The following is a 15,903-nucleotide window of genomic DNA, read 5'->3' on the forward strand; positions in this document are numbered from 1 at the left end:
CCCTCAGGTCACCCGCTGGTCCAACCAGGCCCGATCGACGATCCGCACCCACCCCCGGCCGATCTCGACCACCTCGCGGGCCGCGAGTCGCTGCAGCACCTGGTTGACGCTCTGGCGCGTCCCGCCCACGAGCTGTGCGATGGCCTCCTGGGTCAGCGGCACCGTCACGACAGCTCCGCGGTCGTCGTCGTACAGCCGGGCGAGCTCGGTGAGCCGGCGGTAGACGCGCTGGTCGAGGCTCTCGTAGGTCGCCTCGAGCACCCGCGCCGAGAGCTCTTCGATCCGCTCGGCCATCAGTCGCAGGAGGAGCCGGTCAGCGGCCTGGTGTCGTGTCCGCAGGGTCTGGAACTGCCCGGCCGAGAGCGACAACGTCTCGGCCGGCTCGAGCGCCACGATGGTGGCCGAGCGGACGGGCGGATGGCCGTCGAGCAGCGAGAGCTCCCCGAAGTAGTCCCCGCGTCCGAGCAGGTTGATGGTGGCGTGGTCGCCGTCGGCCGTGGAGACCTGCACCGCGAGCCGGCCGGACTCCACCAGGTGCAGGCTGTCGGACGGATCACCCTCGCGCACGACCAGCTCGCCCCGGCCGTAGCGTCGGCGCCGGGTGGCCGACAGCACCTCGCGACGCTCGTCGTCGCCGAGCGAGTCCAGCAGAGACCACCGCACGGCGACAGTCAACCAGCACGAGCCCCGCGTCGGCGGGAGCACCCGTGACGACACGGGAGTCGCGAGCCGTCATCGCCCTGCGGGCCCAGCTGGGAGCCGCCGCGTGCTCGGTCGCCCTGCTGTCGCCGGACGCGAGCCGACTGACCTTCGTCGCCGCCGACGGAGCCGGGGCCGAGGAGATCGTCGGAGTCGATCTCCCCGTCGATCAGGGGATCGCCGGGTGGGTCGCGACCTCTGGTCAGGCACTGGCCGTGCGGGAGGCCCGCCGCGATCGACGCTTCGCCGTCGACGTCGCCGAGGCCACCCGGTACGTGCCCGACATCGTGATGGTGGCACCGCTCTTCACGGGCGCCGGAGAGGTCCGCGGGGTCCTCACGGTGCTGGACCCCGACGTCGACACCGGCGCCGTGCTGCCGATGCGCGAGCTCGAGGTGGCCGCAGGGCATCTCTCCTGGCCCGACCTGCCCGCGTGGTCGTCGGCGTTCGGACCCGGCGAGCTCGCGGAGGTGGTCGCGCTGCCGATCCCCGACCTGCGCGCCTGGGCCTGGGGCGACGGCACCGGCGCCGGAACCAAGGTCGCGGTGATCGACAGCGGGGTCGACGCCGGTCATCCTCGGGTGGGTGGGCTCGCCGGGGCCGTCGCGTTCGCTCGCGACGACGAGCACCCCGACGGCTACCGTCGCACCGACGGACCCCACGAGGACCTCGTGGGCCACGGGACGGCGTGCGCCGGAGTCATCCGCTCGATGGCCCCGGAGGCCGAGATCTACAGCGTGCGGGTGCTCGGACCGAACCTCACAGGTGGCGGCCCGCTCCTGCGGGCGGGGATCGCCTGGGCGGTGGAGCACGGCATGTCCGTGGCCAACCTCTCGCTCTCCAGCCGCAGCGAAGCCATGTTCGCGCCGCTGCACGAGGTGGTCGACGCTGCCTACTTCGGCGGACCCGTGCTGGTGTCGGCCGTCAGCAACGTCCCCGGGCCGACCTATCCCTCCCAGTTCGCCTCTGTCCTCTCCGTCGCAGCCCGTCCCGGTCGGGAGCCCTGGGCTCTGAGCGCCAACCCCCGGCCACCCGTCGAGTTCGGTGCCCGTGGTCTCGACGTGGAGGTGGCGTGGGCCGGTGACGGGACCACCGTGGCCTCGGGCAACAGCTTCGCGGCTCCGCACGTGGCGGCGATGGCGGCGGTCCTGCTGGGCAACCACCCCGGCCTGACCACGTATCAGGTCAAGGCCGTGCTCCAGGCGCTGTGCACCAACGCTCGGGCTGGAGTGTCGTGAACTCGACGGTTCTTGTGTCGGCCGCCCGACAGAGCGTTCCGCGCCCGGGGTGGATTCTTCTGTTGTCGGCAAGAGCCCGAACCAACGTCAGACGGATGAGGAGCAGATCATGAACGAGAAGCAGATCACCGAGAGCGCGGAGAACACCGAGGTCATCGACGACGTCGAGGGTCACCTTCGTCGCATCCCGGTCGTGGACGAGGCCGACGACGTCGAGGGTCACCTTCGTGTCCCGGTGGTGGAGGAGGCCGACGACGTCGAGGGTCACCTTCGTGTCCCGGTGGTGGAGGAGGCCGACGACGTCGAGGGTCACCTTCGTGTCCCGGTGGTCGAGGAGGTCGACGACGTCGAGGGCCACCTTCGTGTCCCGGTGTTCGAGGAGGTCGACGACGTCGAGGGCCACGTGCAGCCCTCGAGCTCGCAGGGGGACCTCGGCGACCTGGCGTCCCGGTCCTGACGGAGCCGGCCAGCCTGGGAGCTCCGCTCCGAACGTCACGGCGCTAGCCCCGGATCACCTCGATTCGGGGCTACCGCCGTGTTCGTGGCTGTTCGCCGGGCCCGCGCCGACGCCGGGCACGGCCGGCTGACAGACGTTGCGGTCCGGCCCGTAGTGCGCCCACACAGCGGTGTGGGCGGCGGGCGGCAAGATGAGCCCGTGACCGTCGAGCGCCTCAGCCTGTCCCAAGCCCGGCGCATCGCGCTGCGCGCACAGGGTCTGGACGCGCCGCGGCCTGCCCGCGGTGCGCCGCCGACCATGCGGCAGTTCCAGCAGGTCGTGGACCGGCTCGGGGTCCTGCAGATCGACTCGGTCAACGTGCTCGCGCGCGCGCACCTCATGCCCGCCTACTCGCGGATCGGCGCCTACGACACCGCGCTGCTGGACAAGGCGTCAGGCCGGGCGCCCCGCAGGCTCGTCGAGACGTGGGCGCACATGGCCTCCTTCGTCCCGCCCGAGACCTACCGGCTGCTCCTCTGGCGACAGCGCGCCTACCTGGACGAGGCGTGGGGCACGATCGCCGAGGTGCCGCTGCAGCACACGCCGATGGTCGACGAGATCCGCGCGATCATCGCGGCGCGTGGTCCGGTGACGGCGCGGGAGGTGCAGGAGAGCTTCGAGGCGGAGCATCCGACGACGCGCACCGAGTGGGGCTGGAACTGGACCGTGGCCAAGCGGGTGCTCGAGTTCCTCTTCTTCACGGGTGAGGTGACGTCGGCAGGTCGGAACGGGGCGTTCGAGCGACGCTACGACCTGACGGCGCGTGTGCTGCCTGCGGACGTGCTCGCGGCTCCCGAGACCTCGCGGGAGGACAGCCTTCGCGCGCTCGTGGAGATCGGAGCCCGGGCGCACGGCATCGGCACCCTGCGCAGCTTCGCGGACTACTTCCGGATCAAGCTGGAGCCTGCGGCGCGCGCGGTCGCGGAGCTGGTCGAGGACGGTGTGCTCAGCGAGGTCACGGTCGACGGCTGGGACGAGGGCACCATCTGGCGGCACCGCGACGCGACGCTGCCCCGTCGTGCCACCGGACGCGCGCTGCTCAACCCGTTCGACCCGCTCGTCTTCGAGCGCCGCCGGCTCGAGGCCCTGTTCGGGCTGCGGTACCGCATCGAGATCTACGTCCCTGAGCCGAAGCGCGTCTGGGGCTACTACGTGCTGCCGTTCCTGCTCGGCGAGTCCCTCTCTGCGCTCGTCGACCTCAAGGCCGACCGCCAGGCGGGCGTCCTACGGGTCCAGGCGGCCCACCGGAGCCCCGGGTCGCAGGTGCACGTGGTCGAAGAGCTCGCCGCCGAGCTGCGCGAGCTCGCGGCGTGGCTCGGCCTCGGGGAGGTCGCGGTCGCCGACCGTGGTGACCTGGCGCCGGCGCTGCGGGACGTCGTGTGAGCAGCAGACGGGGCTTCGCGCTCGTCGCTCTCGGCGCGGTCCTCTGGGGCACCGGTGGCCTCGCGGGTGCCGCGTTGGCCGAGTCGGCCGGCCTCGCGCCCCTCGTCGTGGCCTCCTATCGCCTGCTCGGCGGCGGCGCGGTCCTGCTCGTCGCGCTCGCGGTGACGGGTGGCCTGCGCGGTCTGACCCGTTCCCGCCCCGCACTGGCCCGCATCGTCGTGACCGCGTTGCTCCTGGCCGTCTACCAAGGTGCCTACTTCGCGGCGGTCGTGCGTGCGGGCGTCGCGGTCGCCACGTTGATCGCGCTGGGTGCGGCGCCGCTGCTCGTCGCGGTGGCCACCGCGGTCTCGTCGCGACGTCTGCCCGCGGGGCGGACCCTGGCCGCGCTCGGGCTGGCGCTCGTCGGGCTCGTGCTCCTCGTCGGCACGCCGGAAGGCACCGGACCCGACGCGACCGTCGGTGCGGCGCTGGCGTTCGTGGCCGCGGCGGCGTTCGCGACGATGACCGGTCTGAACCGCCGCCCGGTGCCCGGTCTGTCCCCGTTGCCCATGACGGCGACCGCGTTCACGCTGGGCGGAATCCTGCTCCTCCCGGTCGCCGCGGCGGTCGGACCTGCGCTCGGACTGCCGGACGATGCCGAGGGGTGGATCCTGCTCGCCTACTTCGCGATCGTGCCCACGGCGGCCGCCTGGGGAGCGTATTTCACGGGCCTGCACGGCGTTCCGGCCACCACGGCGACGCTGCTGGCGCTGCTCGAGCCCCTCACCGCGACGATCGGTGCCGTGCTGCTGCGCGGCGAGCGACTGGGTGTTGCCGGGGTCGTCGGAGCCGTGCTCCTGGGCGCGGCGGTCGTCGTTCTTCGCCCACGCCCCGCAGGCTCGCCTACGATGGATGCGCCCGGCCGTGCGGCCGGGACCCAAGCCGCTCCGACGCCGCGCGCGCCCGGAGTGCGAACACGTCGGGAGTAGTGCGTGCCAGCGATCCTCGAGAAGGTCCTGCGCCTCGGTGAAGGCCGGATCGTCAAGAAGCTGTCGGGCATCGCCCAGCAGGTCAACACGCTCGAGGACAGCTTCGAGGCGTTGTCCGACGCTGAGCTGCGCGAGGAGACGGACCGGTTCCGCGCACGCCTCGCGGACGGGGAGTCGCTGGACGACATCCTGGCCGAGGCGTTCGCCACGGTCCGTGAGGCTGCCCGCCGCACGCTCGGCCAGCGCCACTTCGACGTCCAGCTCATGGGCGGCGCCGCGCTGCACCTCGGCAACATCGCCGAGATGAAGACCGGTGAGGGCAAGACCCTCGTCGCGACGGCCCCGGCGTACCTCAACGCTCTGACCGGCAACGGCGTCCACGTCGTCACCGTCAACGACTACCTGGCGAGCTACCAGGCCGAGCTCATGGGACGCGTCTACCGCTTCCTCGGCCTGACCAGCGGCGTGATCCTGTCCTCCCAGCGCCCTTCCGAGCGGCGCGAGCAGTACGCCGCGGACATCACCTACGGCACGAACAACGAGTTCGGCTTCGACTACCTGCGCGACAACATGGCGTGGAACACCGACGACCTCGTCCAGCGCGGCCACCACTTCGCCATCGTCGACGAGGTCGACTCGATCCTTATCGACGAGGCCCGCACGCCGCTGATCATCTCGGGCCCCGCCTCGGGTGACGCCAACCGCTGGTACGCCGAGTTCGCCAAGGTCGCCCGCCGCCTGCAGGCAGAGCGCGACTACGAGGTCGACGAGAAGAAGCGGACGATCGGTGTCCTCGAGCCCGGCATCGAGCGCGTCGAGGACTACCTCGGCATCGACAACCTGTACGAGTCGCTCAACACGCCGCTCATCGGGTTCCTCAACAACGCCATCAAGGCGCAGGAGCTGTTCAAGCGCGACAAGGACTACGTCGTGATGAACGGCGAGGTCCTGATCGTCGACGAGCACACCGGCCGCATCCTGCCGGGCCGCCGCTACAACGAGGGCATGCACCAGGCGATCGAGGCCAAGGAGGGCGTGGCCATCAAGGCCGAGAACCAGACGCTCGCCACGATCACGCTGCAGAACTACTTCCGGCTCTACGGCAAGCTCTCGGGGATGACCGGTACGGCCGAGACGGAGGCCGCCGAGTTCCAGGGCACGTACAACCTCGGCGTGGTGCCCATCCCGACCAACCGGGAGATGCAGCGCATCGACCAGCGGGACTTCGTCTACAAGTCCGAGAACGGCAAGTTCGACGCGGTCGTCGAGGACATCGTCGAGCGGCACGCGAAGGGCCAGCCGGTCCTGGTCGGCACCACGAGCGTCGAGAAGAGCGAGCTGCTCTCCGCGAAGCTCAAGAAGCAGGGTGTCCCGCACGAGGTGCTGAACGCCAAGGCTCACGCGCGTGAGGCGTCGATCGTCGCGCAGGCGGGCCGCAAGGGTGCGGTCACGGTCGCGACGAACATGGCCGGCCGTGGGACGGACATCATGCTCGGCGGCAACGCCGAGTTCATGGCCGTCGCGGAGCTCGCGAGCCGCGGGCTCGACCCCGCGGAGAACCCCGAGGAGTACGAGGCAGCCTGGCCTCTCGCGCTCGAGAAGGCGAAGGAGTCCGTCGCGGCGGAGCACGACGAGGTCGCCGAGCTCGGCGGTCTGTACGTGCTGGGCACCGAGCGGCACGAGTCGCGACGCATCGACAACCAGCTACGTGGTCGTTCCGGCCGCCAGGGTGACCCGGGGGAGTCCCGGTTCTACCTGTCGATGCAGGACGACCTGATGCGCCTGTTCAACTCGAGCCTCGCCGAGTCGATGATGACGCGTGCCGGGTTCCCCGAGGACATGCCGCTCGAGTCGAAGATCGTCACGCGCGGGATCCAGTCCGCGCAGTCGCAGGTCGAGTCGCGCAACTTCGAGATCCGCAAGAACGTCCTGAAGTACGACGACGTGATGTCCCGGCAGCGCACCGTGGTCTACGACGAGCGGCGCCGCGTCCTGCAGGGCGAGGACATGCACGTCCAGATCTCGCACTTCCGCACGGACGTGCTCACGGACTACGTGGCCGCCGCAACCGCGGAGGGTCGTCCTGAGGACTGGGACCTCGAAGCGCTGTGGACCGCGGTCAAGGCGGTGTACCCGATCTCGATCACGCCCGAGGAGGTCGTCGAAGCGGCCGGCGGTGACACGCGGTTGTCGGCCGAGATGCTGACGCGCGAGATCCTGTCGGACGCCGAGCACGCCTACAAGGAGCGCGAAGAGCTCATCGGCTCGGACAACATGCGTCAGCTCGAGCGTCGCGTGACCCTGTCCGTGCTCGACCGCAAGTGGCGTGAGCACCTCTACGAGATGGACTACCTCAAGGAGGGCATCGGCCTTCGGGCGATGGCCCAGCGCGACCCGCTGGTCGAGTACCAGCGTGAGGGCTTCCAGCTCTTCAACGCGATGAACGACGCGATCAAGGAAGAGACAGTCGGCTACCTGTTCAACCTGGAGGTCCAGGTTCAGGAGGCAGAGACGCCGACCGCGCCGATCACGCTCGACTCGATCGCCGACGCCCAGGGCACGGCGGGCGCCGCGATCGCGGACCGTCCGGCCCCGGCGGCGAAGCTCGTGGCCAAGGGCATCGACGGTCCGGAGCAGTCCGCGCCGCTGCAGTACTCGGCGCCGTCGGTCGACGGAGACGGAGGCGTCGTCACACGCGCCGCGTCCCCGGCCGGGACGAACGGTGGCGGTGCGCCCGCGGCCGGATCGGCCGGTGCTGGGACGTCCAACCGTGAAGAGCGTCGCAAGGCGGCCAAGCAGCAGCGCAAGCGCTGACCTGCACGAACGGAGGCCCGCACACCGGTTCGGTGGGCGGGCCTTCGTCGTCCCGGTCGGTCAGCCGATCTCGAGGGCGGTAGCGCGCCAGACGCCCCGGTGCGCCTCGAGTCGCAGGGCGACGGCACGCACTCGGCCGGCGTCGTCGGCGACGACGGTGACCTCCCGCGTCGTCGTGAGGACCGGGGTGACGCGGAAGCGGCGGACCTGCGGGTGGCGCGCACCTTCAGGCGTCCGTAGGACACGTGCGGTCAGACCCGCGCGCACCTGCAGGGCCTCGTAGACGGCCGGAGCGAGCCAGCGGGCGAGCTGCGCGACCGGGCGGCGTCCCGCGAGCACCTCCAGGGCGGCCAGTGCGATCGAGCAGCCCACGGCTGCCGGGTCGGCTGACGGGACGGCGCTGGGGCTGTCCTCGTCTTCCACGTCGGTCGAGGTGTCGCTGGCACGCAGGACGGAGATGCGCGCCGTGATCGTCGGCGCGACGGCCTGTGCGGGACGCGTGGCCCGGGGTACGAGGGCGCGGGGAGGTGCGGGAACCAGACGGATGCGCGGCGTGGTCGTTGCGTCGGCCGACTGCGCCCGAGCGAACGCGTCCTCGGCGCTCGAGGGGGCGAGCTCGGCGGCGGCGGTCACGACGCGGCCCCGTCCTGCTCGACGGGCGCCGTGAGCTGCTGGCCGGGGACGATCAGGCCGGGGTCCGTTCCGATGACGTCGGAGTTCGCGCGGTACCACTGCGGCCAGGACGCGGCGATCTCGGCGTCGGTCGCGTCCGGTGCGAGGTGGTGGGCTGCGATCGCCCAGAGACTGTCGCCCGCGGCCACGACCACGCGTCCGGCGTCGTCGGGACCTGGTGACGGCGCCGCAGCTCGTGCGGGTCGGGACGGCGTGGCCGGCGTGGTTACCGGCGCTACGACAGCGGCTGAGGATGTCACGGTCGACGGCTCAGCGGCGGGTCCTGGTGCGACCGTGGGCGACGGCTCGCCCAGCTCCGGCGCTCCGCCGGTATCTGCGCCCCGTGCCTGGGCGGTTGCCGTGGTGCCGGTCGGGAGGGGCGGGGTCGTGACGACCCAGCCGAGATCGTCGACGGTCACGGTCACCGCGCTGGTCGCCGAGGGCGTCGGTGTCGGCGTGCTCACGGCAGCCGAGGCGCCGGTGGTGGCACCGAGACCGACGGTCGCACCGACGACCAGGGCGAGCGAGCGTCGAACGACCGCCGGCGCGCACCGGTGCACGAGCCCCTCGCCCAGGCGCCAGGTCGAACCGAGGAGCCGCACCGCGAGGCAGCCGAGCGCGAGGACCGCCGTCCCGGCGAGCCACGCCGCCACGAGCGTCCCGACACCGGTGACGACGAGCTCGACCAGCGCATCGATCGTCAGGACCGCCGACCCGCCGGCCAGCCCGAACGCCCGCTCTGCCAGTCCCGCAGCCAGTGCCCCGCACAGCAGGGAGGTGGCGAGCAGTCCGAGCGCAGCCGCGGCGACACCTGCCCGGCGCTGGGGGACGGGAGGAGCCGTCGGGCGTCGGGACGCCGCGTCGATCGCCATGGTTGACCCTCAATCGTGTCGTTTGATGCTGTTTGATGTGGAACGAGGGTCATAGATGTACCTGAATGTCCGAATCTTGTCCAGCGGTCCCTGGTTCGGCTGGCTGCACGCCGTCCTCGGTATGCGAGAACCCGCCCACGCCCGAAAGTCATCGCGCGCGTCCTGTGGCGCTGCGGGGGCGCGCGTGGTGTGGTGTTGCTCACGTCGCAACCAACCAGGAGGAACCTCGCATGCGGCCCAAACTGCTCAAGCTCGCCGTCGCATTCACCATGGCACTGGGGCTGACCGCCCTCGGGGCGGCACCCGCCCTCGCCAGCACGGGCGGCACCCCCGACGGGAACACCCACCCGAACGTCGGACTGATCCTCTTCTACAGCGCGGACGGGCGTTTCCGGTGCAGTGCCACCCTCGTCTCACCGACCGTGCTGCTGACGGCGGCGCACTGTACGGACGGGACGCTCGGCAAGACGCTCGTCACGTTCGACTCCGTCATCGCCGAGCAGCCGCCGAGCGGCTTCCCGGTCGCCGCCGACCCGAGCGCCGGCTACACGCAGGCGGAGATCGAAGCCGCCGGGTACCTCTCCGGGACCGCGTACACGCACCCCGACTACTCCGACTTCACCGACCTGGACAACTGGAACGACGTCGGCGTCATCGTGCTCGCCCACCCGGTGACGGGCATCGCTCCGGCGAGCATCGCTGACCTGGGGTACCTCGACGCGTATGCGCAGCCCGTGCTGAACCAGACCCTCTTCACGGCGGTCGGCTACGGCACCGAGGTGCGCAAGCCGGACTCGGGCCCGCAGAAGCCGCAGCCCATGAGCTACCCGCTGATCCGTCGCTACGTGGACATGCCGGGCCAGAAGCTCACGCCCCAGATCCTGCAGACCAACGGGAACGAGAAGGACAACCGCGGTACGGGCGGGACGTGCTTCGGGGACTCGGGCGGCCCGGTGTTCCTGAACGGCAACATCGTCGCCGTCACCAGCTACGGCTACACCGAGAACTGCCGGTACCTCGGCGGCTACCAGCGGGTCGACATCGCCGTCGTCCAGGACTGGCTGGCCACGTTCGGTCTCTGACCAGACCGATGACGTCCCCGTAGGACGGGGAAACCGTCGCCACGACCGTGTCGGGCTCCGCAGCCGACACGGTCGTGGCGGCGGTCTTCCCAAACCAGCCCGAACTGGGCATGGTGTCTGATGTCCGAGCCTGACCCGAGGAGCCCCCAATGCAGATCCTTCGTGGGCGTCAGGTCGCTGCGGCAGCCGCCGCAGCCCTGGCCCTGGTCTCGACCGCCGCAATCCCCGCCGAGGCGCACGGAAAGAACCCGTCACCGAAGACGGTCACCGTGAACCTCATCTCCTTCAACGACTTCCACGGTGCGATCGACCCGCCCACGGGCAGCGGAGGCCTGGTCAACGGCACCCCCGCGGGTGGCGTGGAGTACCTCGCCACAGCGGTCAAGAAGCTGCGGGCGGAGCAGGAGCAGGAGTCGCGCTACAGCTTCACCGTCGCCGCGGGAGACCTCGTCGGCGCGAGTCCCCTCGTGAGCGCCGCGTTCCACGACGAGCCGACGGTCGACGAGATGAACTCGCTGGGCCTCGACGTGACGAGCGTCGGAAACCACGAGTTCGACGAGGGCGTCACCGAGCTCCAGCGCCTGCAGAACGGCGGCTGCCACCCGGTCGACGGTTGCCAGGACGGCGACGGCTTCGCCGGGGCGGACTACCCCATGCTCGCCGCCAACGTCGTCTACAAGGACAGCAACCTGCCCATCCTTCAGCCGTACACGATCAAGAACGTCGGCGGGGTCAAGGTCGGCTTCGTCGGGATGACGCTCGAAGGCACGCCGGGCATCGTGAACCCGGCGGGCATCACCGACGTCAAGTTCCTCGACGAGGCGACCACCGCCAACTTCTACGCCCGCGCGCTGCGGCACCTGGGTGTGAAGACGATCGTCCTCCTGCTCCACGAGGGCGGCCAGCAGACCGGTCCTGCACCTCAGGACCCCAGCGGCTGCGTCGGCTTCACCGGAGCCGTCACCGACATCGTGTCGAACCTCGACCCGGCCTACGGCGTCGTCGTCAGCGGTCACACGCACCGGTCGTACACCTGCGCGCTGCCGAACTCGTCGGGCGCCTCGACGGTCGTGACGAGCGCCGGAAGCAACGGCACGCTGCTGACCGACATCAGCATGACGCTCGACAAGAAGACCAAGACCCTGGTCTCGGCCGACGCCCACAACCTGATCGTGGAGAACGGCGTCAAGAACCCGGACGGCACCTGGCAGCAGTCCGCGCCCGGCGTGTACGTCCGGAACCCCGCCACGGTCGACCCTGCCGCCAAGGTCATCGCCGACAAGTACCGCACCGCGGTGGCGCCGCTGGCCAACCGCGTCGTCGGCTCGATCACGTCGGACATCACGCGAACGGTGACGTCCGCGGGCGAGAACGCCTTGGGCGACGTCATCGCCGACGGCATGGTCGCGTACACGTCGTCGGCCGGTGTCCAGCTCGCGCTGATGAACCCCGGGGGCATCCGAGCGGACTTGATCTACTCGGCGTCGACCGGTGGCGAGGCGCCCGGACAGGTGACGTACGGCGAGGTGTTCACGGTGCAGCCGTTCAACAACCTCGTCGTCACCGTGACCCTCACTGGTGCCCAGCTCAAGGAGGTGCTCGAGCAGCAGTTCGTCGGGTACGCCGGGCAGACGACGACGAAGATCCTGCAGGTGTCGGAGTCGCTCAACTACACGTACTCCGCCTCGGCGGCGCTCGGGAGCCGGGTCAGCAACATCACGCTGAACGGCACGCCGGTCGACCCGACCGCGTCCTACAGGGTCAGCACCAACGACTTCCTCGCCAACGGGGGAGACGGCTTCACGAACCTGACGGTCGCGACGGACCGCACGACGGCCCCGGGCTTCGACGTCGACGCTCTCGCCGCGTACGTGGGTGCGGGCCCGGTCGGTCCGGGTCCGCGGGACCGGATCACGGTGGTGCCGTGACGGCCGCCGCTGGGTGAGCTGAAACGGGTGTGACCACACGGCCCCGGGCGCGCAGGTACTTGCCTGCGCACCCGGGGCCGTTACCGTGCTCGGATGCGATGGGAGCAGCTGTTCGCCGACATGGAGGCCCAGCTCGCCGCAGCCAGGCTCGCGGACGTGCGCGCCGACGTCGCCGAGCTGGCGCGTGCCGAGCGCGCGTCGGTGACGCTGTCGGCCCGGGTGCGGGCGTCGGTCGGCCGCGAGGTGCGGGTACGCGTCGACGGCGCCGAGCCGCTCAGCGGGAGGCTGGTCGAGGCCGCGCCGGAGTGGTTGCTGCTGGCCACGTCGGGGGCGCGACGGTCGCTCGTCCCGCTCGCGGCGGTCGGCGCCGTGGACGGGCTCGCGGCCGATGCCGCCCCGGGCCCTGGGCTCGTCGAGTCTCGGCTCGGCCTCGGTCAGGTGCTGCGCGCACTGTCACGCGACCGCGTCGGGGTGCGGGTCGAGGCGCGCGGGGTCGAGGTGGTCGGCCGGATCGACCGGGTCGCCGCCGACCACCTGGACGTCGCCGAGCTCGGCACCGCGGCACGACGCGCGATGTGGGCAGTGCCGTTCGTCGGGCTGCGGGCGGTGCACGAGGCCTGACGGCCGGCGCGTGTCAGCCGGCGTCGGAAGAGTTCCGCGCGCGCGTCTCCTCGTACATCCGCTGGATGTACTTCTCCAGCTCGTCGGCCTCGACGCGCCACTGCAGGCGGCCGCCGATCTGGATGGCGGGCAGCTCGCCGGTGCGGACGAGGGCGTAGGCCTGGGTGGCCGAGATGTTGAGGACCTCGGTGACGTCCGCGAGGGTCAGGAACCGCGAGGGCATGACCGCAGTGTGGCACGCGCTGGCGCCCAACCCTGTTTGTCCACAATGCTCCGTTCTCGCCCCCGTCGTGCCGTGCGCGCGGCAGGATGGCGGTCCGGCACAGCGTGCCGTCGAGACGGGGGAATGCATGGACACCAGCGTGATCGATCTGCCGGCGCCGGTCGCGGCACGGCTCCGTCGACCCGGCTGGCGTGACCCGCGGCTGCTGGCCGGCATCGCGATGGTGGCGGCGTCGGTGCTCCTGGGTTCGTGGGTGGTGCGCACCGCGCAGTCGACGGTGCCCGTCTACATGTCCCGCGCGGCACTCGTCCCGGGCGACCGGCTCGAGGTCGACCAGCTGGCCGTCGTGGACGTGCGGCTCGGCACGGTCGACATCGACCACTACCTTCGCGCCGACCAGCCGGTGGACGGGGTCGTGGTGCGTGTGGTCGGGCGCGGTGAGCTCGTCCCGGCGTCGGCGATCGGGGACGCGGCCGACCTCGACCTGCGCCCGGTCTCGGTGACGCTCCAGCGCGCTCCGTCGCAGGACGTGACCGAGGGCGCGCGCGTCGACCTCTGGTTCACGCCCGCGCCGCCGACGGGGGAGGGTGACGACCCCAAGGAGCCGCACCAGCTCGCGTCCGGCCTCGTGGTGGCCGAGGTGTCCACCGAGGACGGTGCGTTCAGCGTCGGGAGCGGGACGCAGGTGCAGGTGCTCGTCCCCAGCGACCAGCTGCCGGAGATCCTCACCGCGCTGTCGGCGGACGGCACGGTGGACGTGGTTCCCGTCCCGGGTTCGGGGGGCTGACGTGTCGGTCGGGGTGCTCTGCGCGGTCCACGGCACCGCCGAGTCGATGATCGTGCAGGCCGTCGAGCGCACGGGTGGTCGCCTGAGCGTGACGCGGCGGTGCGCCGACCTGACGGAGCTGCTCGCGGCGGCCGAGGCAGGTCTGGGCAGGCTCGCGGTCGTGTCCGGGGAGCTGGACCTGCTCGACCGGGAGGCCGTCGAGCTTCTGCACCGGGCTGGTGTCCGGGTGGTCGGCCTCGGTGACGTGACGCGCCCGTGGCTCGGTGAGCGGCTCGCGGCCCTCGGTGCCGACCTCGTCGTGATGGCGCCGCAGGACGAGGAGGCGGCCGGCGCGGTCGTCCGTGAGGCGCTCGCTGCCCTGGACTCCGCGGCGAGCTCCGAACCCGCGGAACCGGCCCCCGACGAGATGCTCGTGCGGCGCCCTGCGGCGGGACTCGTGCTCGCCGTGTGGGGTCCGACGGGAGCGCCGGGCCGGACGACCGTCGCGGTGAACGTCGCTGCGGAGCTGGCCGCGGCGGGCCGGCGCACCCTGCTCGTCGACGCCGACACGTACGGCGGGTGCGTCGCGCAGGTCGTGGGCATGCTCGACGAGGCGCCCGGGCTGGCCGCGGCAGCGCGGGCCGCGGGTCAGGGTTCGCTCGACCTGATGGCGCTCGCGCGGCTCACCCCGCAGATCTCGCCCGACCTCCGTGTGCTCTCGGGCATCTCGCGCGCCGACCGTTGGCCGGAGCTGCCGTCGTCGTCGCTCGACGCGGTCTGGACGGTCGCCCGGTCGCTGGCGGAGTGGACCGTCGTCGACTGCGGCTTCAACCTCGAGCAGGACGAGCTGCTCAGCTACGACACGCGCGCGCCGCGTCGCAACGGCGCGACCCTCAGCGCGCTCGAGGCGGCGGACGTCGTTCTCGTCGTCGGCTCGGGCGACCCGGTCGGCATCCAGCGGCTCGTGCGTGGGCTCGGTGAGCTCAACGACCTCGGGCTCGGGAGCACGCGGGTCGTCCTGGTGAATCGCGTCCGGGCGTCGGTTGCGGGTGCCCACCCGGCGGAAGCCGTCCAGCAGGCGCTCGCGCGGTACGCCGGCGTCACCGACGTGCAGGTGGTCCCCGACGACCGGCCGTCGCTCGACGCCGCGATGCTCGAGGCGCGGACGTTGCGCGAGGTCGCGCCCGGTTCGCCGGCGCGGCGGGCGCTCGCGGGCGTCGCAGCCCGGGTCGACTCGATCCTCGTCTCGTCGACCGCGCAGGCTCCGGTCGTCGTATCTTCGACGGCCTGACGGGCGCGGGAGCGGCCCGCACCGGGCGCTGACGGGCAGACTGGGCAGGTGCGCATCTACCTCCCCGCGACCCTGGACCAGATCGAGCCGACGGCGGGTCCGCTGACCCCTCGACGTGTGCACGCGGTCACGGCCGCGCTGCGGGCGATGTTCCCCGACGAGGACGACGAGGGCCTGGAGTTCGCGGCACAGCTCGCCGCAGCCGACGACTCGCTGGCTCTGCTGGGGGAGTCGCCGCAGGCGCCACGTGCGCGACTGGTGGTCTCGGCCGACGTGGCGCCGGACGACGTGCTGCCTCTCGACGACGACGACGAGGTGCCGAGCGCGCTCGAGCTCCTGCGTGCGGTCGCGCTCGACGACATCGCCTGCGTGCACGTGGACGAGCCGGGGGTCGGCGCGGACGTCGATGCCGCGATCACGGGGGACGACGCGGCGATCGAGCGTCTCGACGAGCGTGACCTGCTCTGGTACGACGCCTCGGAGCTCGGAGCGATCCCGCGTTGAGCCGTTGCCGACGCCGTGCCGACGCCGTGCCGACGCCGTGCCGACGACCTGCTGACGGCCTGCTGGTGACGTGCTGACCGTGGCCTTGGTCACGCCGGGGGACCCTAGTTGGACCCCACCCCTGCGACCGGGTAGTGTTCACCGCCGGTACGACGTCCGGCTGCACGACGGTCCGCCCCGCCAGGCGACCGACGAGCGCCGGGCGTTATACCCCCATGGGGTATGGTGTAATTGGCAGCACGACTGATTCTGGTTCAGTTAGTCTAGGTTCGAGTCCTGGTACCCCAGCGTTGACACCGCTGATTCGATCCATCCAGGTGGATCGGGTAAAGTGTCCACTCGCAAG

The 15,903-nt window shown here is 71.6% G+C and carries 15 protein-coding genes and 1 tRNA gene; 12 read left to right on the forward strand and 4 right to left on the reverse strand.

Going from position 1 to position 15,903, the window contains the following annotated elements; genetic code table 11:
- Positions 1–3 precede the first annotated feature (3 nt).
- Complete coding sequence (locus AC1DPN_RS05050) at positions 4–663, reverse strand: Crp/Fnr family transcriptional regulator (protein WP_477083601.1); 660 nt, start codon at positions 661–663, stop codon at positions 4–6.
- A gap of 44 nt (positions 664–707) precedes the next feature.
- On the opposite strand from AC1DPN_RS05050, the gene AC1DPN_RS05055 reads away from it, so the two are divergent.
- From AC1DPN_RS05055 to secA, 5 genes are all read left to right on the forward strand, one after another.
- Positions 708–1,937 carry a S8 family serine peptidase gene (locus tag AC1DPN_RS05055; RefSeq protein WP_477083602.1) on the forward strand — a complete coding sequence of 410 codons (1,230 nt, stop codon included), beginning with the start codon at positions 708–710 and terminating at the stop codon, positions 1,935–1,937.
- A 109-nt stretch (positions 1,938–2,046) separates the two neighbouring features.
- A complete protein-coding gene (locus AC1DPN_RS05060; protein ID WP_477083603.1) occupies positions 2,047–2,394 on the forward strand; it encodes a hypothetical protein in 348 nt (115 codons plus the stop codon).
- Positions 2,395–2,592: 198 nt separating this feature from the next.
- Positions 2,593–3,816, forward strand: coding sequence for a winged helix-turn-helix domain-containing protein (locus AC1DPN_RS05065; protein ID WP_477083604.1), 1,224 nt, complete (start codon positions 2,593–2,595; stop codon positions 3,814–3,816).
- On the forward strand, positions 3,813–4,784 hold the full coding sequence (locus tag AC1DPN_RS05070; protein ID WP_477083605.1) for a DMT family transporter: 972 nt from the start codon (positions 3,813–3,815) through the stop codon (positions 4,782–4,784). Before AC1DPN_RS05065 ends, AC1DPN_RS05070 begins: the two co-directional genes overlap by 4 nt.
- Before the next feature lie 3 nt (positions 4,785–4,787).
- Positions 4,788–7,598: a preprotein translocase subunit SecA gene (gene secA / locus AC1DPN_RS05075; RefSeq protein ID WP_477083606.1), complete on the forward strand. Its 2,811-nt coding sequence runs from the start codon at positions 4,788–4,790 to the stop codon at positions 7,596–7,598.
- A 60-nt stretch (positions 7,599–7,658) separates the two neighbouring features.
- Here the strand turns inward: secA and AC1DPN_RS05080 are convergent, their stop codons facing one another.
- Positions 7,659–8,231 (reverse strand): Rv3235 family protein, encoded by a 573-nt coding sequence (locus AC1DPN_RS05080; protein ID WP_477083607.1) that lies wholly within the window; start codon positions 8,229–8,231, stop codon positions 7,659–7,661.
- Positions 8,228–9,142 carry a LysM peptidoglycan-binding domain-containing protein gene (locus AC1DPN_RS05085; protein WP_477083608.1) on the reverse strand — a complete coding sequence of 305 codons (915 nt, stop codon included), beginning with the start codon at positions 9,140–9,142 and terminating at the stop codon, positions 8,228–8,230. Before AC1DPN_RS05085 ends, AC1DPN_RS05080 begins: the two co-directional genes overlap by 4 nt.
- A gap of 230 nt (positions 9,143–9,372) precedes the next feature.
- On the opposite strand from AC1DPN_RS05085, the gene AC1DPN_RS05090 reads away from it, so the two are divergent.
- The 3 genes from AC1DPN_RS05090 (at position 9,373) to AC1DPN_RS05100 (ending at position 12,773) form a co-directional block, all read left to right on the forward strand.
- Positions 9,373–10,224: a S1 family peptidase gene (locus AC1DPN_RS05090; RefSeq protein ID WP_477083609.1), complete on the forward strand. Its 852-nt coding sequence runs from the start codon at positions 9,373–9,375 to the stop codon at positions 10,222–10,224.
- A gap of 149 nt (positions 10,225–10,373) precedes the next feature.
- Positions 10,374–12,152 carry a bifunctional metallophosphatase/5'-nucleotidase gene (locus AC1DPN_RS05095; RefSeq protein WP_477083610.1) on the forward strand — a complete coding sequence of 593 codons (1,779 nt, stop codon included), beginning with the start codon at positions 10,374–10,376 and terminating at the stop codon, positions 12,150–12,152.
- Between the two features lie 93 nt (positions 12,153–12,245).
- The gene (locus AC1DPN_RS05100) at positions 12,246–12,773 is read left to right on the forward strand and encodes a hypothetical protein (protein ID WP_477083611.1); all 528 of its coding nucleotides are present in this window, start codon (positions 12,246–12,248) and stop codon (positions 12,771–12,773) included.
- Positions 12,774–12,786: 13 nt separating this feature from the next.
- Here the strand turns inward: AC1DPN_RS05100 and AC1DPN_RS05105 are convergent, their stop codons facing one another.
- On the reverse strand, positions 12,787–12,996 hold the full coding sequence (locus AC1DPN_RS05105) for a helix-turn-helix domain-containing protein (RefSeq protein WP_477083612.1): 210 nt from the start codon (positions 12,994–12,996) through the stop codon (positions 12,787–12,789).
- 127 nt (positions 12,997–13,123) lie between these two features.
- Here AC1DPN_RS05105 and AC1DPN_RS05110 point away from each other — a divergent pair, with 127 nt between their 5' ends.
- From AC1DPN_RS05110 to AC1DPN_RS05125, 4 genes are all read left to right on the forward strand, one after another.
- Positions 13,124–13,783, forward strand: a complete 660-nt coding sequence (locus AC1DPN_RS05110) for a hypothetical protein (RefSeq protein WP_477083613.1) — start codon at positions 13,124–13,126, stop codon at positions 13,781–13,783.
- A 1-nt stretch (position 13,784) separates the two neighbouring features.
- Positions 13,785–15,053: a CpaE/TadZ family protein gene (locus AC1DPN_RS05115; protein WP_477083614.1), complete on the forward strand. Its 1,269-nt coding sequence runs from the start codon at positions 13,785–13,787 to the stop codon at positions 15,051–15,053.
- A 48-nt stretch (positions 15,054–15,101) separates the two neighbouring features.
- The gene (locus AC1DPN_RS05120; RefSeq protein ID WP_477083615.1) at positions 15,102–15,557 is read left to right on the forward strand and encodes a DUF6912 family protein; all 456 of its coding nucleotides are present in this window, start codon (positions 15,102–15,104) and stop codon (positions 15,555–15,557) included.
- A 216-nt stretch (positions 15,558–15,773) separates the two neighbouring features.
- A tRNA-Gln gene (locus tag AC1DPN_RS05125) sits at positions 15,774–15,845 on the forward strand.
- Positions 15,846–15,903 lie beyond the last annotated feature (58 nt).

The sequence above is a fragment of the Cellulomonas sp. P4_H4 genome, from assembly GCF_056400865.1.